At 42.2% G+C, this 20,711-nt stretch carries 22 protein-coding genes, 1 tRNA gene, 3 rRNA genes, 1 other RNA gene and 1 other annotated feature; of the genes, 7 read left to right on the top strand and 20 right to left on the bottom strand.

The genetic code is table 11. The features are described 5' to 3' along the window. Window positions 1-198: ribosomal RNA gene (locus FZC88_RS23670) — 16S ribosomal RNA — on the bottom strand; the annotation flags it as partial. Window positions 199-538: 340 nt separating this feature from the next. Then, a complete protein-coding gene (locus FZC88_RS23665; protein WP_148996640.1) occupies window positions 539-1,360 on the bottom strand; it encodes a hypothetical protein in 822 nt (273 codons plus the stop codon). A gap of 215 nt (window positions 1,361-1,575) precedes the next feature. Here FZC88_RS23665 and FZC88_RS23660 point away from each other — a divergent pair, with 215 nt between their 5' ends. Further along, entirely contained in the window at window positions 1,576-2,055 is a 480-nt protein-coding gene (locus tag FZC88_RS23660) for a PaaI family thioesterase (protein ID WP_148971423.1), read from the top strand. On the opposite strand, the gene FZC88_RS24780 is transcribed toward FZC88_RS23660, so the two are convergent. The 9 genes from FZC88_RS24780 to tadA form a co-directional block, all read right to left on the bottom strand. After that, window positions 1,947-2,198: a glycerate kinase gene (locus FZC88_RS24780; RefSeq protein ID WP_148996639.1), complete on the bottom strand. Its 252-nt coding sequence runs from the start codon at window positions 2,196-2,198 to the stop codon at window positions 1,947-1,949. The genes FZC88_RS23660 and FZC88_RS24780 overlap by 109 nt on opposite strands. Continuing rightward, window positions 2,162-2,317, bottom strand: coding sequence for a glycerate kinase (locus tag FZC88_RS23650; protein WP_148996638.1), 156 nt, complete (start codon window positions 2,315-2,317; stop codon window positions 2,162-2,164). Before FZC88_RS23650 ends, FZC88_RS24780 begins: the two co-directional genes overlap by 37 nt. A gap of 104 nt (window positions 2,318-2,421) precedes the next feature. Continuing rightward, complete coding sequence (locus FZC88_RS23645; protein WP_044340676.1) at window positions 2,422-2,685, bottom strand: pro-sigmaK processing inhibitor BofA family protein; 264 nt, start codon at window positions 2,683-2,685, stop codon at window positions 2,422-2,424. A gap of 62 nt (window positions 2,686-2,747) precedes the next feature. Then, on the bottom strand, window positions 2,748-2,966 hold the full coding sequence (locus FZC88_RS23640; protein WP_044340677.1) for a YaaL family protein: 219 nt from the start codon (window positions 2,964-2,966) through the stop codon (window positions 2,748-2,750). Between the two features lie 17 nt (window positions 2,967-2,983). After that, entirely contained in the window at window positions 2,984-3,580 is a 597-nt protein-coding gene (gene recR / locus FZC88_RS23635; protein ID WP_044340678.1) for a recombination mediator RecR, read from the bottom strand. An 11-nt stretch (window positions 3,581-3,591) separates the two neighbouring features. Beyond that, window positions 3,592-3,915: a YbaB/EbfC family nucleoid-associated protein gene (locus FZC88_RS23630; RefSeq protein WP_187443743.1), complete on the bottom strand. Its 324-nt coding sequence runs from the start codon at window positions 3,913-3,915 to the stop codon at window positions 3,592-3,594. Window positions 3,916-3,943: 28 nt separating this feature from the next. Further along, window positions 3,944-5,632 carry a DNA polymerase III subunit gamma/tau gene (dnaX, locus tag FZC88_RS23625; RefSeq protein WP_148996637.1) on the bottom strand — a complete coding sequence of 563 codons (1,689 nt, stop codon included), beginning with the start codon at window positions 5,630-5,632 and terminating at the stop codon, window positions 3,944-3,946. A 162-nt stretch (window positions 5,633-5,794) separates the two neighbouring features. Further along, window positions 5,795-6,058, bottom strand: an RNA gene (gene ffs, locus FZC88_RS23620) — signal recognition particle sRNA large type. A gap of 98 nt (window positions 6,059-6,156) precedes the next feature. Further along, window positions 6,157-6,651 carry a tRNA adenosine(34) deaminase TadA gene (tadA, locus tag FZC88_RS23615; RefSeq protein ID WP_187443742.1) on the bottom strand — a complete coding sequence of 165 codons (495 nt, stop codon included), beginning with the start codon at window positions 6,649-6,651 and terminating at the stop codon, window positions 6,157-6,159. 83 nt (window positions 6,652-6,734) lie between these two features. Here tadA and FZC88_RS23610 point away from each other — a divergent pair, with 83 nt between their 5' ends. The 5 genes from FZC88_RS23610 to FZC88_RS23590 all read left to right on the top strand — a co-directional run bounded on the left by FZC88_RS23610 (window position 6,735) and on the right by FZC88_RS23590 (window position 11,163). Next, window positions 6,735-7,274 (top strand): cysteine hydrolase family protein, encoded by a 540-nt coding sequence (locus FZC88_RS23610; RefSeq protein ID WP_148996636.1) that lies wholly within the window; start codon window positions 6,735-6,737, stop codon window positions 7,272-7,274. Between the two features lie 78 nt (window positions 7,275-7,352). Next, window positions 7,353-8,639 (top strand): glycoside hydrolase family 18 protein, encoded by a 1,287-nt coding sequence (locus FZC88_RS23605; RefSeq protein ID WP_148996635.1) that lies wholly within the window; start codon window positions 7,353-7,355, stop codon window positions 8,637-8,639. 238 nt (window positions 8,640-8,877) lie between these two features. Further along, the gene (locus FZC88_RS23600; protein ID WP_148971416.1) at window positions 8,878-9,534 is read left to right on the top strand and encodes a deoxynucleoside kinase; all 657 of its coding nucleotides are present in this window, start codon (window positions 8,878-8,880) and stop codon (window positions 9,532-9,534) included. Continuing rightward, a complete protein-coding gene (locus FZC88_RS23595) occupies window positions 9,518-10,186 on the top strand; it encodes a deoxynucleoside kinase (RefSeq protein WP_148996634.1) in 669 nt (222 codons plus the stop codon). Before FZC88_RS23600 ends, FZC88_RS23595 begins: the two co-directional genes overlap by 17 nt. A 617-nt stretch (window positions 10,187-10,803) precedes the next feature. Then, window positions 10,804-11,163 (top strand): hydrolase, encoded by a 360-nt coding sequence (locus FZC88_RS23590; protein ID WP_148971415.1) that lies wholly within the window; start codon window positions 10,804-10,806, stop codon window positions 11,161-11,163. Window positions 11,164-11,269: 106 nt separating this feature from the next. On the opposite strand, the gene FZC88_RS23585 is transcribed toward FZC88_RS23590, so the two are convergent. The 6 genes from FZC88_RS23585 to guaB form a co-directional block, all read right to left on the bottom strand. Beyond that, a tRNA-Ser gene (locus FZC88_RS23585) sits at window positions 11,270-11,362 on the bottom strand. A gap of 124 nt (window positions 11,363-11,486) precedes the next feature. Then, entirely contained in the window at window positions 11,487-12,761 is a 1,275-nt protein-coding gene (gene serS / locus FZC88_RS23580; protein WP_148996633.1) for a serine--tRNA ligase, read from the bottom strand. Between the two features lie 48 nt (window positions 12,762-12,809). Then, window positions 12,810-13,018: a binding site (T-box leader), on the bottom strand. A gap of 53 nt (window positions 13,019-13,071) precedes the next feature. Continuing rightward, a complete protein-coding gene (pdxT, locus tag FZC88_RS23575; protein ID WP_148996632.1) occupies window positions 13,072-13,662 on the bottom strand; it encodes a pyridoxal 5'-phosphate synthase glutaminase subunit PdxT in 591 nt (196 codons plus the stop codon). Between the two features lie 11 nt (window positions 13,663-13,673). Beyond that, complete coding sequence (pdxS, locus tag FZC88_RS23570; protein WP_148996631.1) at window positions 13,674-14,555, bottom strand: pyridoxal 5'-phosphate synthase lyase subunit PdxS; 882 nt, start codon at window positions 14,553-14,555, stop codon at window positions 13,674-13,676. 424 nt (window positions 14,556-14,979) lie between these two features. Then, the gene (locus FZC88_RS23565; RefSeq protein WP_148996630.1) at window positions 14,980-16,335 is read right to left on the bottom strand and encodes a D-alanyl-D-alanine carboxypeptidase family protein; all 1,356 of its coding nucleotides are present in this window, start codon (window positions 16,333-16,335) and stop codon (window positions 14,980-14,982) included. A gap of 195 nt (window positions 16,336-16,530) precedes the next feature. Beyond that, complete coding sequence (gene guaB, locus FZC88_RS23560; protein ID WP_148996629.1) at window positions 16,531-17,994, bottom strand: IMP dehydrogenase; 1,464 nt, start codon at window positions 17,992-17,994, stop codon at window positions 16,531-16,533. 112 nt (window positions 17,995-18,106) lie between these two features. On the opposite strand from guaB, the gene FZC88_RS23555 reads away from it, so the two are divergent. Beyond that, on the top strand, window positions 18,107-19,042 hold the full coding sequence (locus tag FZC88_RS23555) for a YaaC family protein (RefSeq protein ID WP_262372027.1): 936 nt from the start codon (window positions 18,107-18,109) through the stop codon (window positions 19,040-19,042). A gap of 39 nt (window positions 19,043-19,081) precedes the next feature. On the opposite strand, the gene FZC88_RS23550 is transcribed toward FZC88_RS23555, so the two are convergent. From FZC88_RS23550 to FZC88_RS23540, 3 genes are all read right to left on the bottom strand, one after another. After that, window positions 19,082-19,567 carry a glutathione peroxidase gene (locus tag FZC88_RS23550; protein ID WP_148996628.1) on the bottom strand — a complete coding sequence of 162 codons (486 nt, stop codon included), beginning with the start codon at window positions 19,565-19,567 and terminating at the stop codon, window positions 19,082-19,084. Between the two features lie 661 nt (window positions 19,568-20,228). Beyond that, window positions 20,229-20,345: ribosomal RNA gene (gene rrf, locus FZC88_RS23545) — 5S ribosomal RNA — on the bottom strand. A 101-nt stretch (window positions 20,346-20,446) separates the two neighbouring features. Next, window positions 20,447-20,711, bottom strand: a 23S ribosomal RNA gene (locus FZC88_RS23540); the annotation flags it as partial.

The following is a 20,711-nucleotide window of genomic DNA, read 5'->3' as shown; positions in this document are numbered from 1 at the left end:
CCTCATGCGAGGAAATGAGTTATCCGGTATTAGCCCCGGTTTCCCGGAGTTATCCCAGTCTTACAGGCAGGTTACCCACGTGTTACTCACCCGTCCGCCGCTGACTGACGGGAGCAAGCTCCCATCAATCCGCTCGACTTGCATGTATTAGGCACGCCGCCAGCGTTCGTCCTGAGCCAGGATCAAACTCTCCGATAAAAGTTTGAATAGCTCTTTAAAAATAAATCTAGAATTAACGTTGACGTATTGTCTTGTTTTGTTCAGTTTTCAAGGTTCAATATAACATTGGGCTCTCTTGAGCACCTCTTAAATATAACATTTTTCGTCATAGAGCGTCAAGCTTTATTTGAAATTTGTTTTTCACGTCGTTTTGGCGACAAGGAATATAATAGCATCTTCTACTATAAAGAGTCAATAGTATTTTTCACCTTTTACAATTTTATTTCAGAAGAATGGATTTTCTGTTGCTTCCATTCTTCTGAAAGGAAAGAAACAGTACCTTTCCTATACTAAGGAACAGATACTATCTTCACATTTGTTACTCGGACAATTGTATATATTTGAATGCTCTTTTAGGATAGATGCCGTCAATGAAAGCTAGATCCCATAAGAACGCATGCTTCTTTTTCCCAAAGCACCCTGTAATAATCATCCCCAGCTCTGCTTTTTCATGGGAAATGCTTTTTGTGAAATACGAATAATGAGAATGTAAGTCCAGGAGAACGATGCCATCATCGTTAACCTTGGTCACTTCGAATACTCCATAAGTGGTTTCATCGAACTCTTCCATCCTTTTATCCAAACACTCTATTTCTTTCATACAATCCCAGTCAGGGAGATGCAACCCCGGATAATTTTTTAAGAATAGCTCTGAGAATAGGGATTCATATTTCTTTAAGATCTGAGTAGCTTCGAAAATGTAGGAATCTACTACTTCCATAAACGTTGTATCGTTTCTTTTGTCGAGCCACCGGACAAACTTTTTCAGCTGCAGGAGGAATTGTTCTGTGTAGTTTTTCTTGGGGACGACTTTCATGGTATGAGGGAGATATGCAAAGATCAGTTCTTCCCAAAAGGATGGTGGACACTCTTTCCAGGAGCGGGGACACTCATCTTCTAAATGATCCGTCATATAGTGGGAAAATGCGGTGAGGAATTCATTGCGTTTTTTATTGGCCATTTGTTCACGTTTATAATCTATGAGGTCAATTCCGTAGTACTCTATTAAACCACGAGACCTCAGATTGAATTCTCTGCCAATCTTGAATTTTTCAAGCATTTCGAGGTGCTCGTCCGGATGGTTGAATTCCTGTAACCATACTCTAATGTGAGGACTGTCTTGGATTAGTCTACTTTTCACTATAAAACCACCAGCTTTCTAGATTTTTTGGTTGAATTGGAAAATGAACAGGAAGGGAGGAGGGGGGTATCCATATTATACCAAACGCTACTGGTTAAGAAAAGTGTTATTACCTTTATATTTGTAAAATTTATTGGACGAACCAATAAAGGGATTTCAGAACGTTAATAGAAGACTATTAGAGAACAAGTCTGTGATGAAGGGGGAAGTTAAAAATGAACGAAGTCACTCATGCCATTCAAGATGATTACCCAAATGAGTTTGCGTGGTGTTATGGCTGCGGCCGACTCAATAAGGAAGGCCATCATTTTCGTACTGGATTTGAAGATGGTCATACGATTACAATGTATACACCTAAACCGGAACACACTGCCTTGCCAGGATTCGTCTATGGAGGGTTGATTGCTTCCTTAATCGATTGCCACGGCACTGGTTCAGCCGCGATTGCTCTTCATAGAAAAAACGGTGAAGTGATTGGTAGTGGTCAAGAGCCTCCACGTTTTGTCACTGCTTCATTACAAGTTGACTTTATGAAACCCACACCTCACCACGTTCCGTTAAAAGCGGTGGGCACAGTTCATGAAGTTCATCCTAAGAAATTCAGAGTGGAAACAGAAGTGTTTGCAGAAGGAAAACTGTGTGCACGGGGTGAAGTAATAGCGGTAGTGATGCCAAAAACGTTTTTAAGTGAATAGTGGAAGAACAGCAAGTGCCTTTCCTTAATCCTGAACGGAAGGGCACTACAAATATACAAGATTAAACTAACTTTAGCCGATCTTGTTTCCCCATTTATGATACTTATCATGGCATCGACCGTACCTTCACCACCATCAGCCATTGGGATGATGACTGTTTCAATGAAGGATTAATCTGATGAATCACCCTCCGTATTGCTTCAGCCGCTGCGATACTTGTCATGGAACCTTTAAAGGAATCGAGTTCAATGACAATTTTCATTGTTCTTCCCCCTGTTCTCTTCCTATGTAAAATAGCAGCCAAGGTCCAAGTAAGAAAAAATCCCACCTGATGCTTCGACTGCCTTTCTTCTTGCTATAGTATGGTTATAGGATCCACATCTGGATGACGGTCAATCCCACCACTCCCGGAATACCTAATATTCCAGAAATAGATGAGGTTGCCAGATTAATAGGAACGTGGATTCCGTACTGACTGCCAAAGGCGTTCAGGAAAAATAAAAAGAGTGCTCCGATCATGACCTTCATGGCAACTTGTCCCACAAACCGAAGTGGCTTGATGGGTGTGCCGGTGGCCAATAGAAGTACAATCAGTCCGCTGATCACTGCAATGACGATAACTGGGCTCATACCCTTCTCTCCTCTCAACATAGAACATAAATAGTCTCTTATTGAAAGGATATGAGGGTTGTCTACCTTTTTATGACGATCTTTCTATGTTTTGCTTCTCTAAAGAGAAAAAAATATTTAGCTTCTGCTATTTTCGAATGACAGTGGATGTTCAGATTATAATCAACACTCATCTCATCGATGGAACGTTGCTGATTCCAATGATCCTTGGTTTCGTCTAAAACGTGAAGTAAGGATTGGTCATACTCTTTTTTCAGCTTTCCTTTTTTTCGGAAAAACATAGGTATCCTCTCCTTCGTTAAACGTCCCTTCTTCCCTCAAGGGCTTTCGATAACGTTACTTCATCTGCATACTCAAGATCTCCACCGACAGGAAGCCCATGAGCAATTCTTGTGATTCGGATACCTGATGGTTTGACTAGACGTGAGATGTACATCGCTGTCGCTTCCCCTTCTATGTTCGGGTTGGTCGCGAGGATGACTTCCTGGACCTCGTCACCGTGAAGACGCTTTATCAGATCCGGAACATTGATGTCCTCGGGTCCAATCCCGTCCATTGGAGAGATGGCGCCGTGGAGCACATGGTATTGTCCGTTATATTCTTTCATCTTCTCCATCGCAATGACATCCTTGGGGTCTTGAACTACACAGATGATGCTGCGGTCCCGTCTTTGATCCTCACAAATATAGCATGGATCCTGATCTGTAATATGGCCGCAGACAGAACAGTAACTTAAATTACGTTTTGCATTGACCAATGCTTTCGCAAAATCCAATACAGTATCTTCTTTCATGCTAAGAACAAAAAAAGCCAGTCGGGCCGCAGTTTTCGGCCCTATTCCCGGCAGTTTCATAAAGCTGTCGATCAGCTTCGATATAGGCTCAGGATAATGCATCGTATTGCCTCCTAGAACATTCCCGGTAGGTTCATTCCTTTAGTGAATTGACCCATAGTTGAGTTCGTTAATTCGTCTGCTTTCTTCAGTGCATCGTTTGTCGCTGAAAGGACTAAATCTTGTAGCATTTCTACATCATCCGGATCCACAGCTTCTTCGTTGATCTTTACATCAATAACTTGTTTGTGACCGGAAACGATAACAGTCACCATTCCGCCGCCAGCTGTTCCTTCGATTTGCTTTTCCCCTAATTCTTCTTGAGCTTCCGCCATTTTCTTTTGCATCTTTTGCATTTGCTTCATCATATTTTGCATATTACCATTTCCACGCATCATATTATTACCTCCAGTTAATTTTTCTAGATTAATCGTTTAATTCTATTAAATCCATACCGACAAGCTTTTCAGCTTCCTTCAAGAGTGAGTCTTCACCTTGATCCTCGCCTGATGAATCTCCATCTTCTGTTTTCGAGTTTCTGATAAAGTCTTCTCTTATGGACATCCACTGATCTTCAGGAATTCCAATCGCTGCATAGCTGTTTCCTGTAAGCTCTTCCAGTATGGAAGCAATCGCTGAAGTGAAAGCTTGATTCTCCATTGCCATCTGACAATGAATATCGTATTTAAATTTTAACACAAATGAGCCGTTTGTAGCTGCTACAGGTTCAGCATCATTTAACAATGCTGATTGTGAGCGCATTTGACGCTGATTCAATGTTTCGACCATATCTCCCCAGCGGCTCTTGATCAGATTGAGATCTTCTTTCGTCGCGGTCCGGAGTACTTCCTGAATTTTTCCGGTAGGAGCCCGGAAGCCTTTCTTTGCCCTGATCGGTTTTTTCGCCGGTTGTGAAGCCGGCTCCGCTTGAACCTTGACTCCATTCGCCTTCAGCTGTTCAATCTCTTTTTCAAGAAATTTGATTTTTTTCATCATCTCGCTCACTTCCGGAGAAGAAGCAGATGCAGGTGCTTCCATTTGACAAAGCTTCACAATGGAAACCTCCAGGTAGATCCGGGCATGATTCGTGAACTTCATTTCCTGACCGGCCTGATTCAAGACATCGATATATTGGTAAATCTGCTGAGGCTGAGTTTGACCGGCGAGTTCTTTAAAATCATCGTCGAGCATGACTCTTTCCAGTGATTCTTCGAGATTTGGAGCCGTCTGGTATAACAGCATATCCCTGAAATAAAGAATAAAGTCCTCTGCGAACCTCGCCGGGTCCTTCCCTTGGAATAGCAATTCTTCCAGGGCACCTAATCCACTTGTGACATCTCTTTCCAAAATCGCTTTCGCCAATGTATTTAAGTATCCTTGAGAAACAGCCCCTGTTACAGTCAACGCATCGTCTACGGTTACCCTGTCCTGGCTAAAGGAGATGGCCTGATCAAGAAGGCTAAGGGCATCACGCATCCCGCCTTCAGCAGCCCGTGCAATAATCGTAAGGGCTTTTTCTTCAAAGTTCACACCTGATTCTGTGGCAATATGACTCATCCGACCCACAATATCCCTGGCTGTGATCCGTTTGAAGTCAAATCGCTGACAACGTGAGATGATTGTAAGGGGAATCTTGTGAGGCTCTGTAGTCGCAAGGATAAAGATGACGTGCTTAGGTGGTTCCTCTAACGTTTTCAGTAACGCATTAAAGGCTCCGATAGACAGCATATGAACTTCATCTATGATGTAGACTTTATACTCGACTACGTTAGGAGAATATTTGACTTTATCCCGGATGTCCCGGATCTCTTCCACTCCGTTATTGGAAGCAGCATCGATTTCGATGACATCGGGAATCGAACCATCAGTAATCCCTTTGCAGGCATCACACTCATTACAAGGTTCCGCTATCGGAGACCGCTCACAGTTAACTGCTTTCGCCAAGATCTTCGCTGCACTCGTTTTCCCTGTTCCCCTTGGCCCCGAGAATAAATAAGCATGTGAAATCTTCTGATGAAGGAGGGCATTTTGCAACGTTTTCGTTACATGCTGCTGTCCAACTACATCAATAAATGACTGAGGACGCCACACACGGTATAAAGCTTGATATGCCAAAATACTCCCCCCTCTTGTTTATGTACTATAGTATCTATTATAACGTAATCTAAAACCCTTTTACAAAGAAAACCGGAGATCAATTTAGGTTAACCCTCAAACCTTTATACAAACAAAAAACTCACCCAATGAAGGATGAGTTGTTGTATATAAATTAAACTGCCGTGCACCTTTCGTCGACAAGCATCCATAGGCGTTACTCAAGCAGTTAGCTCGGCCCAGGCAACCCTGCGGCACATGGGAGCTTCCACTTAATGCTGCTTCCTTCCGGACCTGACATGGTTCATGGATTCCCATTGCGCAGGACCCAGGCGTCAACACCACTTACTTGAGGCAGCCCTACAGAGTGCCAGCCTCGGAAAGGAATTCGGTCTCGCTAGAGCGGATTGCGAGTACAGGGCACCGCTACCTCCCCACCTAGCACGGCAAAATTGATACCATATTTAGTTGCGTCATAAGTGCGACGCAAGATTAAGTATACTAGGATTTACGGTAAAAAGCAATGATGGAATACTGTAAGTTATTTACAGACCGGAAGTCCTGTTCTTCTTCTCGAACTTCTTCCGCTCTCGTAAGTCTTTAAAAAAACGGGAAAGGATTCCACCGCACTCTTCTGAAAGTACTCCAGGCACCACTTCACATTGATGATTAAATCGATCATCTTCCAGTAGATTCATTAATGTTCCCGCACAACCCGCTTTAGGATCCATTGCTCCATATATAACTTTCTCTATTCTCGAAAGGATGATAGCTCCACTGCACATCGGACACGGTTCAAGGGTGACATAAAGCTCCGCCCCCTCAAGCCTCCATGTGCCAAGCCTCTCACATGCCTCTTGGATGGCTAGTGTCTCGGCATGAGTGATGGCATTTTGACTCGTTTCTCTCAGATTATGAGCACGGGCGATGATTTCATCCCCCATTACAATGACCGCTCCGATCGGAACTTCCTGTAACGCTGCCGCTTTTTCTGCTTCCTTTAATGCTTCCATCATAAATCGTTCTTCTCTTATACCCATTATATACTCCCGCAAATTTATTTCTCTTTTCTTTATAAAATATCCCCATTCACTCCAAACTATAAGAGAAAGGGGCATTCAATATGATACCTAACGAAACAGCACTTCTTATTATCGACATTATGAATCCGTTCGACTTTGAGCATGGAAATATATTAGCTCGCCATACCCGCAAAATTGTTGAACCTATAAACACTTTACGTCACTATTGTACCAAACATCAGCATCCTGTCATTTATATTAACGACCATTATGAGTTATGGAAAGCAGATTACAAAGAGATTTACCAGAAATGTCATAATGATGTGAGTGATAGTATCATGACTCCGCTCCAGCCGACGGATAAAGATTTTTTTCTTATTAAACCAAAGCATTCCGCTTTTTACGGCACCGCGTTAAATACGCTTTTGCACCATTTGTCTGTAAAAAACCTTATCATCACGGGTATCGCCGGGAACATCTGTGTACTTTTTACAGCAAACGATGCCTATATGAGAGAGTTTAACCTTATTGTGCCCAATAACGCTATTGCATCTGTCAGTGATGAAGACAATCACTATGCGTTGACGATGATGAAAAATGTATTAAAAGCAAAGATAAATTCCACCTATGAGATAGTATAATATTTGTTCCGCAAAACATATCGCGGCCTTCCATTTCATAAGTTGATTATAGTGAATGAAATATAGGAGGGTCTGTGTATGCAAATTCATGTTGTCCAACCGAACCAATCGTTATTTGGTATCGCACAAGCGTATGGATCAACAGTTAAGGATATTGTAGATGCCAATGAACTGCCTAACCCTGATAACCTGGTGGTCGGCCAATCACTGGTCATCCCTATTATAGGAAGCTTTTATTTTGTTCAACCTGGAGACAGCCTTTGGGCGATCAGTCAGAAAACTGGAGTCCCCTATCAGGAATTGGCAAGAGTGAATGGAATTTCTCCCAATCAGCCTTTACAGGTGGGGTTGCGTTTATACGTTCCACAGAAGCCCAAAGGCAATGGGGAGTTTAACGCATATGTAGAGCCCTACGGAAAAGAAGTCGCCCAAAACCTTGAAGATAGCGCCAAGGAAGCAGCACCATATCTTACGTATCTTGCTCCCTTCAGTTTTCAAGCGAAACGTGATGGCTCACTTCAAGAACCACCTCTCGGAAATCTGATTCAAACAGGGAAAGACAATAATAATGTCATGATGATGGCCATCACCAACCAAGAGGAAGGAACTTTCAGCGATGAACTGGGACGTATCCTGTTAACCGACCAGGCGATCCAGGATAAGTTCCTTAATAATATTGTACAAACAGCTAAAAAATACGGGTTCAGAGACATTCACTTCGACTTTGAATATTTACGTCCACAGGACAAAGAAGCCTACAACCAATTTTTACGAAAAGCAAAACAGCGTTTTAATCAAGAAGGGTGGCTGCTTTCAACCGCCCTGGCTCCTAAGACAAGTGCCGACCAAAAAGGCAAATGGTATGAAGCCCATGATTATAAGGCTCACGGTGAAATTGTCGACTTTGTCGTAATCATGACCTATGAGTGGGGATATAGTGGAGGTCCCGCCATGGCCGTTTCCCCTATCGGACCTGTTCGTGAAGTACTTGAATACGCCATTTCAGAAATGCCTCCATCAAAGATTCTCATGGGGCAAAATTTATATGGGTATGACTGGACCCTCCCATTTGTACAGGGGAGTACAGCAAAAGCCATCAGTCCTCAACAGGCAATCAAGATAGCCGCGGATAACAACGTACCGATTCAGTATGATCAAAAAGCACAAGCCCCTTTCTTTAAATACCGTGACGGGAGTACAGGTAAGGATCATGAAGTGTGGTTCGAAGACGCACGGAGCATCCAGGCAAAATTCGACCTCATGAAAGAGCTGAAACTAAGAGGAATGAGCTACTGGAAACTGGGTCTTCCCTTCCCGCAAAACTGGCTGTTACTTTCTGACAATTTTAATGTCGTAAAAAGATAATAAATAGTAGCTGATGGATAGGTAAATCTATAAACACCTATCCATCAGCTTTTTATTTGTGTTTCCATAAAGAATTGATCGGTGACAGTCGATATAGTGAACGTAGCGTATTTTCCGAACCCGGGAAATAACCTGAACAAACCATCCATATATTGTGTTACAATAATTCCTGTCGTAATTTTTTAGTTTTACATTTTTATAAGAGAAAAAGATTGCCGTAATATGAGGAGGACAATTAATGGGGCGCATTCCTTTCATTACCGTTGAAGGCCCGATTGGAATAGGAAAAACCTCTCTGGCAAAAGCGATTTCAGAGCATTTTCATTTTCACTTACTGAAAGAAATCGTGGATGAAAACCCGTTCTTAGACAAATTTTATGATGACATTGAAGAATGGAGCTTTCAAACAGAGATGTTTTTCTTATGCAATCGTTATAAACAGCTAGAGGATATTGAAAAACACTACCTATCTCAAAACAAATCTGTTGTAGCAGATTATCATATTCTTAAAAACATCATCTTTGCTAAACGCACATTGAAAGATGAACAACAGTTCAAAAAGTATCTTAATATCTATGACATTCTAACCTCGGACATGCCGAGGCCAAATGTCGTGATTTATTTGAACGCAAGTCTCGATACGCTATTAAAGCGCATTGAAAAAAGAGGAAGAGACTTCGAAAAGAAAATCAGCCCTCTTTACCTTAAGCAGCTATCACTGGACTATGAAGAATATATGAATACATTTGAAAAAACTCACCCTGACATTCCTGTTCTTCGCTACAATGGCGACCACGTAGACTTCGTTCAAAATAAAGAGGACCTGGAACACATTATTACACAGTTAGAGACTACACTTAAAAAAGGAGTTCACTATCATGAATCTTCGCACTAAATACGGGATCCCGAACAATGCCGTGATCACCATCGCCGGAACAGTCGGTGTCGGGAAATCCACTATGACAAACGGCTTGGCCACGGCACTCGGCTTCCGGACGTCATTTGAAAAAGTTGATACCAATCCGTATCTTGATAAATTTTATCAGGACTTTAAAAGCTGGAGCTTCCATCTTCAAGTATACTTCTTGGCGGAACGCTTCAAAGAACAAAAGAAAATCTTTGAATACGGCGGCGGCTTCATTCAAGATCGTTCCATCTATGAAGATACAGGCATCTTCGCCCGCATGCATTATGAAAAAGGGAATATGAGCGAGATCGATTATGAAACGTATACAAGTCTTTTCGATGCCATGGTCATGACACCATACTTCCCTCACCCTGATCTTCTGATTTACCTTGAAGGATCCATTGATAATGTCGTTGATCGCATCCGTGAGCGCGGCCGCCCAATGGAACAACAGACACCTGTTGCCTATTGGGAAGAAATGCACGAGCGATATGAAAACTGGATCAACTCCTTTAACGCTTGTCCCGTACTGAGACTCGACATCAGCGAATACGACCTGGTGAACGATCAAAACTCAATCGAACCAATCGTCGAACGAATCGGGTATTTCATTGAACAGACGAGAATGTTGAAAAGTTAAGAATACAGAAATGACTACTCTGACCAATGCGGCAAGGGTAGTCTTTTTTATATATAAAACTTTGCTGTTTTTTAATAAGAAAGTGCTCCGCTCCAGGTGCTCGCTTTCCGCGGGGCGTGAGTTGAGCCTCCTCGGCTTCGCCTGCGGGGTCTCAACTTTCCCGCTATTCCCGCAGGAGTCGAGCACCTTCCTCTCCAATCAACTTCTAGGCATCTATTATTAAAAAAGATAAATAAGAAACAAGGATTTAGCAAATAAAATCATTTAAGGTAAGTAGTGGTTGATTTGTTTATCATGAATTAAATTTTTATTGGGTTGTACTTTGACACCCTATCTTTGTAGCTCTGTCACGAAATCTCTTAAAGATGGTGAGGGGAACTGCGTAGACTCCGGCGGGTATCGGGCGTGCCGAGACCCCGTTCGGTTAAGCTGAGGAGGCTCGGCCGTTCGTCCGCGGAAAGCGAAGCGGTTCCCCTCACCATCCAGCACACACTAATTAACAGAGCCCGGGCAGACGATATGTTAATAAACAACAATCTGAAGACCATCCACCCGTTTATTTCCATTCAGAAAGAGGTATATGTAATAACAAGCAATCACAAGGAGATGAAAGAATCATGGAATCAAAACAAACGTATTTCGTGGATATCAGCAGTGGGGACATCTTGCAGGACCCGAATCAAAATGCCAGTCCAAGCTTTCGCATATTTGCTACCCCGACAGAAGTAAACGAACTGAAAATGCTGTTCAATGATAACTATGATGATGACATGTCTACTATGAGACGGGCTCAGGTTCCGTTTCGCCAATATCACAATTCACCTGAAGACAGTCAATATGATCAATCCATGAGGGATATCTATTCGAAGATTTATTTGCTTGGAGATGAGGAAGCACGACTTCACATCACTAAGATAGGCGTACTGGAACATACATCGGACGACCATTTAAGAGAAGACATTAAAAACCTTAAGTAAATCGGACTAAGCCAATCGACATATCCATAAAATAAAAAAATTCGTTACATAAAATGTAACGAATTCTATCTCCAATGTTTATGCGCTATGGTTATAAAAAAATCAATGGAGGAGGAAGGGGGATTCGAACCCCCGCGGGCTGTTACACCCCTGTCGGTTTTCAAGACCGATCCCTTCAGCCGGACTTGGGTATTCCTCCGTATCGACAATAATTATAATAACATGGTGTACAAATGGAGTCAAGCATATTTCTAAAAAAAATTAAAAGGTGCCTCACGCTGAATTCGCGGGGCACCTTTTCAATGTCGTCCTGCTGGCTGATATTATTTAATGACTTCCGCTCCACCCATATACGGACGAAGAGCTTCCGGAACGATGACAGATCCATCTTCTTGCTGGTAGTTTTCCAAGATGGCTGCAACAGTACGTCCGATTGCTAAACCAGATCCATTCAGCGTATGCACATGTTCAGGTTTTCCCTTAGCTTCTCTTCTGAAACGTATGTTCGCTCGTCTTGCCTGGAAGCCTTCAAAGTTACTGCAAGAAGAAATCTCACGGTAAGTTCCGTAACTTGGAATCCAGACTTCAATGTCATATTTCTTGGCAGCCGTGAAGCCTAAATCCGCAGTACACATAGATAACACACGGTATGGCAAGCCCAGTAACTGAAGGACTTTCTCAGCATGTCCAGTCAGCTTCTCAAGCTCATCATAAGAGTCTTCAGGTTTCACAAAGCGAACAAGCTCTACTTTGTTGAATTGGTGCTGACGGATCAGACCACGTGTATCGCGGCCTGCAGATCCAGCTTCAGAACGGAAGTTAGCACTGTACGCCACATAGCTTACGGGTAATTCTTCACCATTCATGATCTCATCACGGTGATAGTTCGTTACAGGCACTTCTGCTGTAGGTACCAGGAAATAATCCTCGCTCTCGATTCTGAACGCATCTTCTTCAAACTTAGGAAGTTGACCTGTTCCTGTCATACTCGCTCTATTCACCAGGAATGGAGGGATCATTTCTGTATACCCATGCTCATCCATGTGAAGATCCATCATGAAGTTAATCAACGCTCTTTCAAGTCTTGCTCCTAACCCTTTATAGAAAACAAAACGGCTTCCGGTCACTTTGCCGGCACGTTCGAAATCCAGGATCCCAAGGCCTGTTGCAATGTCCCAGTGAGGCTGTGCCTCGAAATCAAACTCACGTATCTCTCCCCATTTGCGGGCCTCTACATTATCATCCTCCGTTTCACCAACCGGTACCGTTTCATGTGGAATGTTAGGAATGGAAAGCAGCATTCGCTCTAACTCCTCTTCCACTCCCCGTAATTCATCATCGAGCTTTTTAACCATGGCCCCAACTTCACGCATTTCAACGATCATGTCCTGAGCATCTTTTTTCTCTTTCTTCAGCTCTGCAATTTGCTGGGATACGTCATTACGCTTGCTCTTTAATTCTTCACTTTCTACAAGCAGCTCTCTTCTTCTCTTATCAAGCTCTTCAAATTTTCCGAAATCCTCCAGATTCTCACCACGGTGCTGAAGGCGTACTTTCACATCTTCCAGATTATTACGTAAGTACTTAATGTCTAACATGAGACTCTCTCCTTTTTTATAAAAAAATAAAAAACCCCCATCCCTGGTAAAAGGGACGGAGGTTTCCGCGTTGCCACCCTAATTGAAGACGCTAAGCATCTTCCTCTTAAGAGATGGTAACGGAATCACCGAAAATACCTACTTCATTCAGTACTTCACTCAAGGATGGATTCATAAAGCTCTTGCGTCGATTCTCACCGGCCATCGACTCTCTTAAGCAAGCCTTCTTTACTACTATTTCCTGTCAACGATTTTGTTTTTTATTGGTTATTTCATAATCTACTACAATGTTTTCCATTTTGCAATAGAATTATGCGATTGTTTTTTCCATGCTTTCCTTCACCATCTTAACGAAGAAAGAAGTCAAGCGGTGATCATCCGTTAACTCAGGATGGAAAGAGCAACCGAGGAATTGTCCATGACGTGCAAGAACAATCCGTTCATTATGCTTAGCAAGGATTTCAACATCTTCTCCAGCTTCCACGATATGCGGAGCACGGATGAAGACGGCATTGAACCCTTCTCCAATGTGAGCAATCGAAAGATCCGCTTCAAAACTTTCTTTCTGCCGCCCAAAGGAATTACGTTCCACTGTTACGTCCATCACACCAAGATGAGGTTCGTCGTAGCCGACAATGTGCTTGGCTAAGAGAATCAACCCTGCACATGTTCCAAAGATCGGCTTTCCGGCTGCCGCAAATTGTCTTAACGGCTCCATAAAGCCATATCGATCGATCAGCCTTCTCATGGTGGTACTTTCCCCACCAGGCATGATCAGCCCTTGAATCTCATCCAGCTGCTCCACACGCTTAATGACGACGGCCTTGGCACCAGAAGCTTCAATTGAACGAACATGCTCCCTGACCGCACCTTGAAGTCCTAATACACCGATGTTCAACATAGAATCACACCTTACCATCCACGATCTTGCATACGGTTTTCAGGTAAGATAGAAGAAATTTCTACTCCCTTCATTGCTACACCAAGCTCTTTAGATAGCTCTGCGATCAACTTGTAATCTTGATAGTGAGTTGTCGCTTCTACGATCGCTTTTGCGAATTTCTCAGGGTTTTCTGATTTGAAGATACCAGAACCTACGAATACTCCGTCAGCCCCTAATTCCATCATAAGAGCCGCATCAGCTGGTGTTGCAATTCCGCCTGCAGCAAAGTTTACAACAGGTAAACGTCCGTTTTCTTTAATTTCTAACAATAATTCATATGGAGCTCCCAAAAGTTTAGCTTCTGTCATGATTTCATCTTCGTTCATGCTTACAAGCTTGCGAACCTGGGCATTCACTTTACGCATATGACGAACCGCTTCAACGATGTTACCTGTTCCCGGCTCACCTTTTGTACGTAACATGGACGCACCTTCACCAATACGGCGGGCAGCTTCACCTAAATCACGGCAACCACATACGAATGGTACAGTGAAATCTCTTTTATTTAAATGGTACTCTTCATCAGCAGGCGTTAATACTTCACTCTCATCAAGATAATCAACACCCATTGATTCAAGTACTCTTGCCTCTACAATATGACCGATACGAGCTTTTGCCATTACAGGAATCGACACAGCCCCCATAACTTCTTCAATAATACGGGGATCTGCCATTCTTGCTACCCCACCTGCAGCACGGATGTCTGCTGGAACTCGTTCTAAAGCCATTACTGCCACTGCACCCGCAGCTTCAGCAACTTTTGCCTGCTCTGCATTAACAACGTCCATGATAACGCCGCCTTTTTGCATTTCAGCCATACCTCTTTTAACACGATCTGTACCAGTATTCATATCTATATCCCCCTTATATTTATCCCATGCCTGTCCCATTTTCATCCAAAAAAGGAAGAAAACGTGACTAAAACAATCGGAATGATTATGTAACCCTACTGCTAAATAAACAATAAAAACAAGCTTATGTCAAGACGAAAAGCGGAAGCGGCTTGGTCAGGCCCGACAAGCATAAGATGAATTGACCGGAAAGGCGCTCTTTGCCTTTTTGGTCGATTTAGCTTATGACCTCGAGGGCCTAGCCGCTGGAGCTGGACAAGACGAAAAGCGGAAGCGGCTTGGTCAGAGGCGACAAGCATTTCATGGAAATTTCTGAGACGCTCTAGCAAGATGCCTCATTATCACCCTGCCTATAAAAAAACACCAAGACTTGTCCTAACATAAAAGTCTTGGTGCTGATTTAATCATTTAACCTAAGGGCTTATTAGAACCAGCCTTTAACCGTTGATGTAACCGAGTTCCAGATGTCCCCGAAGAACCCTCCTACAGCTCTCATAGAAAGAACAAACCAGTTTGCTTTTTCAACACCATCCACAGCTACAACTGATGCTTTTGAGGCATTTGTCCCTTTGTCTGTAAGATAACCTAAATCTTTCTTATCCTTAGATTCCAACGTGACGTACCCAACTTTTTCACCTTTTTTCACAGGTGCTGTCAGTTCACTGTCATCGTTCAGCTTTTTCTTATCTAACACAAATTTCGGTTTGTATTGATCTTCTTCACCGTTCTTAATCACCATGCTTAGTGCGGAATCGGTTTTGATTTGAACTTCTTTTTCCTTACCTTTTTCAACTGAAAGTGTCTTTTGACCTTTCACTTGATAGTCAGCAGGGAGTACTTCCTCTATTGTATAATTGTTGAAAGCATAATCCATCATTTTTCTTGTTTCACTAAAGCGGGCATCATAGGAGTTTTCACCAGCTGGTACATCAACATCCATTACCACGGTAATAAATCTCATTCCGCCTCTTTCTGCTGTACCGGTGAAGTTAGCTCCTGCAAAATCTGTGGTACCGGTTTTCAAACCGTCCATTCCTTCATACTCACGGATCAACCCAGGTAACATCCAGTTCCAGTTGTCCATTTGAGTGGGGTCATCCGTTCCTTCTGCAAATACCTTCTTCGCAATACTGGATGTCTCGAGTACCTCCGGATAATCATGCAGCAAGCGATACGCAAGTGTTGCAACGTCCTTTGCAGACATCACATTTTCTTCTTCCGGACCACCTACCACCTTATCTACGTAAGGTGCCAAGTCTTTATTGTTTAAACCTGTAGAATTTACAAATTTATATTTTTCCAAGCCAAGTTCTTTAGCCTTCGCATTCATCATTTTAACGAAGTTAGCTTCTGAGCCGGCAATTGTTTCTGTAATTGCTATTGTCGCTGCATTAGCTGAATAGATTGCCATTGCTTCATACAACTCTTTAATAGTATAAGTACCCTCTACTTCAAGGCTAACATTACTAAGACCAGTATTATGAGACATTTGCGAAAGATTCGCAGGTACCGTATACTTCTGGTCCCATTTCACTTTACCTTCTTCAATAGCTTCCAATAACAGGTACTCTGTCATCATTTTCGTCATACTTGCAATGCCTTGAGCATTTTCTGAGTTCTTTTCATAAAGAATTTTACCCGTGCTTGCTTCTACTAAAATCGCAGCTTTTGCGTTAACGTCCAAGTCTCCCTGAGCATTTGCAGGTCTCCCTACGATACCCATTGCCATCATAAAAACCATCATACAAACAAAAGATTTTTGAATCCAACTTCTTTTCACTGTTAGCCCTCCAAGATTTTATGTACACCTTCGTTATTTTATCATAGTTCGAAAGGTAAGAATAGACAGAGAATATGACTAGTTTTGGCATGGGTCAAGGGACTTGCGACCTCTGATAATAGGCGGTAAATATCGCTTTATCTAATTAAAAAAATGCTGATCAGTAGAATCTGATCAGCATTTGGAATTATTTTCTTATAATGAATAGTTTGGTGCTTCTTTCGTGATTTGCACATCATGAGGATGACTTTCACGAAGTCCGGCACCCGTCATTTTAATGAACTGCGCCTGCTCTCTTAATTCGTATAGATCCTTTGTTCCGCAGTATCCCATGCCTGAACGTAAGCCTCCGATTAACTGATACAGTGTATCAGCTAAAGGTCCTTTGTAAGGAATGCGTCCTTCGATTCCTTCTGGAACAAACTTTTTATTTTCTTCCTGGAAATAGCGGTCCTTCGATCCTTTTTCCATGGAGCTGACTGATCCCATACCTCTATATACTTTGAAACGACGTCCCTGGAAGATTTCCGTTTCGCCTGGGCTTTCAGATGTACCTGCAAGTAAGCTTCCTAACATAACGGCATGTCCACCTGCTGCTAATGCTTTTACGATATCACCTGAATACTTGATGCCGCCATCGGCAATGATGCTCTTTCCGTGCTTTCTTGCTTCTGTCGCACAATCATAAACAGCGGTAATTTGTGGAACGCCGACACCTGCGACAACACGAGTCGTACAGATTGAACCAGGTCCAATCCCCACTTTGACTACATCAGCACCAGCTTCAATCAATTCTCTTGTGGCATCTGCCGTTGCCACATTTCCTGCTACGATATTTAACGTTGGATAAGCATCGCGGATTTCACGAACAATAGAAAGAACTCCTGCTGAATGGCCGTGAGCTGTATCAATTACAATTACATCCACATGTGATTTCACTAAATGTTCAACACGAGTCATCGTATCTTTCGAGATACCGACAGCTGCTCCAACCAATAAGCGTCCTTGTTCGTCTTTGGCAGAGTTAGGGAACTCAATGACTTTTTCGATATCTTTAATCGTAATAAGTCCCTTAAGCGTTCCTTCTTGATCAATCAGAGGAAGCTTCTCAATTTTATACTGCTGAAGAATTTTTTCCGCTTCTTCTAGGGTAGTGCCAACAGGAGCTGTGACGAGGTTTTCCTTCGTCATGACATCCGAGATCTGAATGGAGTAGTCCTGGATGAAACGAAGGTCACGATTCGTTAGAATCCCTACCAGCTTTTGCTCTTGTTCGTTGTTCACAATCGGAACACCGGAAATTCTATATTTGCCCATCAAGTGTTCTGCAGAAAAGACTTGATGATCCGGAGTTAAAAAGAATGGGTCAGAGATAACTCCACTTTCGGAACGTTTTACCTTATCAACCTGCTCAGCCTGCTGTTCAATACTCATATTCTTGTGGATGATACCCAATCCACCTTGGCGAGCCATAGCTATCGCCATTTCAGCTTCTGTTACAGTATCCATTCCTGCACTAATCACAGGAACATTCAATTTTATTGAATCTGTTAACTCAAGAGAGATATTTACATCCTTTGGCAATACCTCTGATTTGGCTGGTAATAATAGTACATCATCAAACGTTAAACCTTCTTTAGCAAATTTAGATTCCCACATGTTTTCGGCCTCCCTAGTCCCAAAATATTATTAGTAGGTTATCAATTGGTTAAAATACTGTCAAGAAGAATAGGATTAATTTAATTTTTCAGAATAATTAGAAGGTGATCATTTGAACGAAATACATCAACAATGGGACTTCATCCACTATTTTCAGTCTGCAGAATACTCCCAGAAGTTTCTAAAAAAATGCTATGAAAAATTGGGATCTTCTCAGGCCGAAATGAAAAGCTATGATAACTGTTATCCATTCATGTACTACTTGGAGCAAGGAGAACTTTATTACAGACAAGCCATGCAATCTCCTATATCACTCAAGCCTATTTTGCTTTTCTATGGATTTATTCACTTTATCAAAGCCATTGTCTTAACGGAGGATCCCCTATATCCGGAAACTACCACAGTCCTGGCCCATGGGATTACCTCCAGGAAAAGAAAAAAGCAGCAGTACCGCTTTTTACAAGATGAAGTAAAGGTACAGAAAAATGGACTGTTTTCACACTTCTCCAACCTCGTGTTTCACGTGAAACATATCGTGGGGGAAAAATACAAGATGGAAGATTTACTCATACAAATACCTGAACTTGAAGATGCATTTCACATTTTACTCAAAAAAAAGACCATGTTCTGGTTTACCCATCAACATGAGCTGATGATTGATGAGTCACTACTATCCCATTTTCATATGTCAGAAAGTATGTTCAAACAATATCTGAATGAAAAGGTAACAGAGAATTTCACTTGGATTTCAGACAATACGCTACAATCACGACATGCTCGGGAGCAACTTCCCATTAGATGGCACTTGGACAAAAACCGATTAGCCCTGCCCGGCATTCGGAGTGAAGCCACGACAATACCTGAGGTACTCATCCATTATGCTATATTATATAACCTGAGTATGATTGCCCGATACGAAACAGAATGGTGGGTGGAACTGTTAAAAAACCGAACCAATGAAGACTATCCCATCATCCATACGTTCATCAATGTCACAACAGATAAAGCACCGTATCTTTTGCTAAAATTACTTCAGGATAAAATGTAGGGGGAAGAGGAAGGATGACGTACTCCCTTTCCTCTTTCCCTATTCTGCTTGAAGTAATCTTTTAATATCGTCCTCAATTTTACGGGGATTTGTTTGTGGAGAATAACGATCAAATACCTCTCCATTTTTCCCAACTAAAAATTTCGTGAAGTTCCACTTAATGTTCGAAAGAAGGACACCCTTTTTCTCTTTCGTTAAAAATGTGAAGAGAGGATGAGCTTCCTTCCCCTTCACATCGACTTTCCCAAACATCGGAAAAGATACCCCGTAGTTCACCTGACAAAACTCCATGATTTCATCCTGATCATCAAATTCCTGGTTCATGAACTGATCACATGGAAATCCAAGTACAACAAGTCCTTCATCCTTATACTCTTCATACAGGCCCTGCAGCTCCTCAAATTGAGGTGTAAAGCCACACTTACTGGCTGTGTTCACGATAAGCATCACTTTACCCTGGTACTCTTCTAGAGACGTTACAGATCCATTCGCTCTTTTTACGGTAAAATCATAAATTGTCGTCATGTTCATCCCTCCTTGTATATACTCTTATTTAAATAATACTTTAGAGAGTTGGTGGTTAGCAATTTTGAGCATGTGATGATGGAGGTTTGTGGTTGGTTGAGGTACAGTGGGTAGGTGAGTTGTTGATTGTCAGGCTGTCGGACGTCGGATATCATATAGAATTAATAAATTGAATAGTTGATAGAAAATAGGACTTAAATACAAATACTTCAGGATGATTTGGAGTAACATTGCATTTGCTGGCCATCAGGGAAGAATTCGAGGATATTGTGTCCCTCAAAATAAAGTTTTATATGTAATAAGCACTAATAAATGTTCCTATCTATCTAAAAATTTTTCTTTGTGTTAAAGAAGACTATTTTATGGAGGTAGATATCAATATTTTCATAGAAATAGAGGCGGTCAAGCTTGAAGCAGCATGCTAATTGCGTCGTTTTGACCCTTTATTGCGTCGATTTTTCATTTTATGCGTCATTTTTTACTGTTTATGCGTCTATTACCAATTATCACCTAAATTCACATAACGATTTCCAATTGACTAAGATTAACTTTTCCCCAAGACACTGTTTTATGTTTGTAGTGAATTCCCCTTCCACAATAGTTCTCAAAAATAAAACCAAAAAAAAAAGCAGCCCCTAAGAGCTACTCTTTCTTCACATTTGCCTGGCGACGTCCTACTCTCACAGGGGGAGATCCCCCAACTACCATCGGCGCTGAAGAGCTTAACTTCCGTGTTCGGCATGGGAACGGGTGTGACCTCTTCGCCATTATCACCAGACGAATATTCAATTGAAGGATTGTTCCTTCAAAACTAGATAAAGAATTGATGTCAAGAAAGCCGAATAYCGACCAATGTGTTCATTTYAAAAATGACTCTTTGTGGTTAAGTCCTCGATCGATTAGTATCAGTCAACTCCACATGTCGCCATGCTTCCATCTCTGACCTATCTACCTAGTCATCTTCTAGGGATCTTACTCACTTACGTGATGGGAAATCTCATCTCGAGGGGGGCTTCATGCTTAGATGCTTTCAGCACTTATCCCTTCCGCACATAGCTACCCAGCGATGCCTTTGGCAAGACAACTGGTACACCAGCGGTGCGTCCATCCCGGTCCTCTCGTACTAAGGACAGCTCCTCTCAAA

Origin of the sequence: Rossellomorea aquimaris (assembly GCF_008180865.1) — a bacterium.
In the GTDB taxonomy this organism is placed as follows: domain Bacteria; phylum Bacillota; class Bacilli; order Bacillales; family Bacillaceae_B; genus Rossellomorea; species Rossellomorea yichunensis.
This window is presented reverse-complemented; position numbering and strand designations above follow the sequence as displayed.

Excerpts from the sequence above, each read along its gene's own strand:
- FZC88_RS23660 (WP_148971423.1), top strand. The coding sequence starts at position 1,576 with ATGAACGAAGTCACTCATGCCATTCAAGATGATTACCCAAATGAGTTT.
- FZC88_RS24780 (WP_148996639.1), bottom strand. The coding sequence starts at position 2,198 with ATGGCTGATGGTGGTGAAGGTACGGTCGATGCCATGATAAGTATCATA.
- FZC88_RS23650 (WP_148996638.1), bottom strand. The coding sequence starts at position 2,317 with ATGAAAATTGTCATTGAACTCGATTCCTTTAAAGGTTCCATGACAAGT.
- FZC88_RS23645 (WP_044340676.1), bottom strand. The coding sequence starts at position 2,685 with ATGAGCCCAGTTATCGTCATTGCAGTGATCAGCGGACTGATTGTACTT.
- FZC88_RS23640 (WP_044340677.1), bottom strand. The coding sequence starts at position 2,966 with ATGTTTTTCCGAAAAAAAGGAAAGCTGAAAAAAGAGTATGACCAATCC.
- recR (WP_044340678.1), bottom strand. The coding sequence starts at position 3,580 with ATGCATTATCCTGAGCCTATATCGAAGCTGATCGACAGCTTTATGAAA.
- FZC88_RS23630 (WP_187443743.1), bottom strand. The coding sequence starts at position 3,915 with ATGATGCGTGGAAATGGTAATATGCAAAATATGATGAAGCAAATGCAA.
- tadA (WP_187443742.1), bottom strand. The coding sequence starts at position 6,651 with ATGGGTATAAGAGAAGAACGATTTATGATGGAAGCATTAAAGGAAGCA.
- FZC88_RS23610 (WP_148996636.1), top strand. The coding sequence starts at position 6,735 with ATGATACCTAACGAAACAGCACTTCTTATTATCGACATTATGAATCCG.
- FZC88_RS23605 (WP_148996635.1), top strand. The coding sequence starts at position 7,353 with ATGCAAATTCATGTTGTCCAACCGAACCAATCGTTATTTGGTATCGCA.
- FZC88_RS23600 (WP_148971416.1), top strand. The coding sequence starts at position 8,878 with ATGGGGCGCATTCCTTTCATTACCGTTGAAGGCCCGATTGGAATAGGA.
- FZC88_RS23595 (WP_148996634.1), top strand. The coding sequence starts at position 9,518 with ATGAATCTTCGCACTAAATACGGGATCCCGAACAATGCCGTGATCACC.
- FZC88_RS23590 (WP_148971415.1), top strand. The coding sequence starts at position 10,804 with ATGGAATCAAAACAAACGTATTTCGTGGATATCAGCAGTGGGGACATC.
- serS (WP_148996633.1), bottom strand. The coding sequence starts at position 12,761 with ATGTTAGACATTAAGTACTTACGTAATAATCTGGAAGATGTGAAAGTA.
- pdxT (WP_148996632.1), bottom strand. The coding sequence starts at position 13,662 with ATGTTGAACATCGGTGTATTAGGACTTCAAGGTGCGGTCAGGGAGCAT.
- pdxS (WP_148996631.1), bottom strand. The coding sequence starts at position 14,555 with ATGAATACTGGTACAGATCGTGTTAAAAGAGGTATGGCTGAAATGCAA.
- guaB (WP_148996629.1), bottom strand. The coding sequence starts at position 17,994 with ATGTGGGAATCTAAATTTGCTAAAGAAGGTTTAACGTTTGATGATGTA.
- FZC88_RS23550 (WP_148996628.1), bottom strand. The coding sequence starts at position 19,567 with ATGACGACAATTTATGATTTTACCGTAAAAAGAGCGAATGGATCTGTA.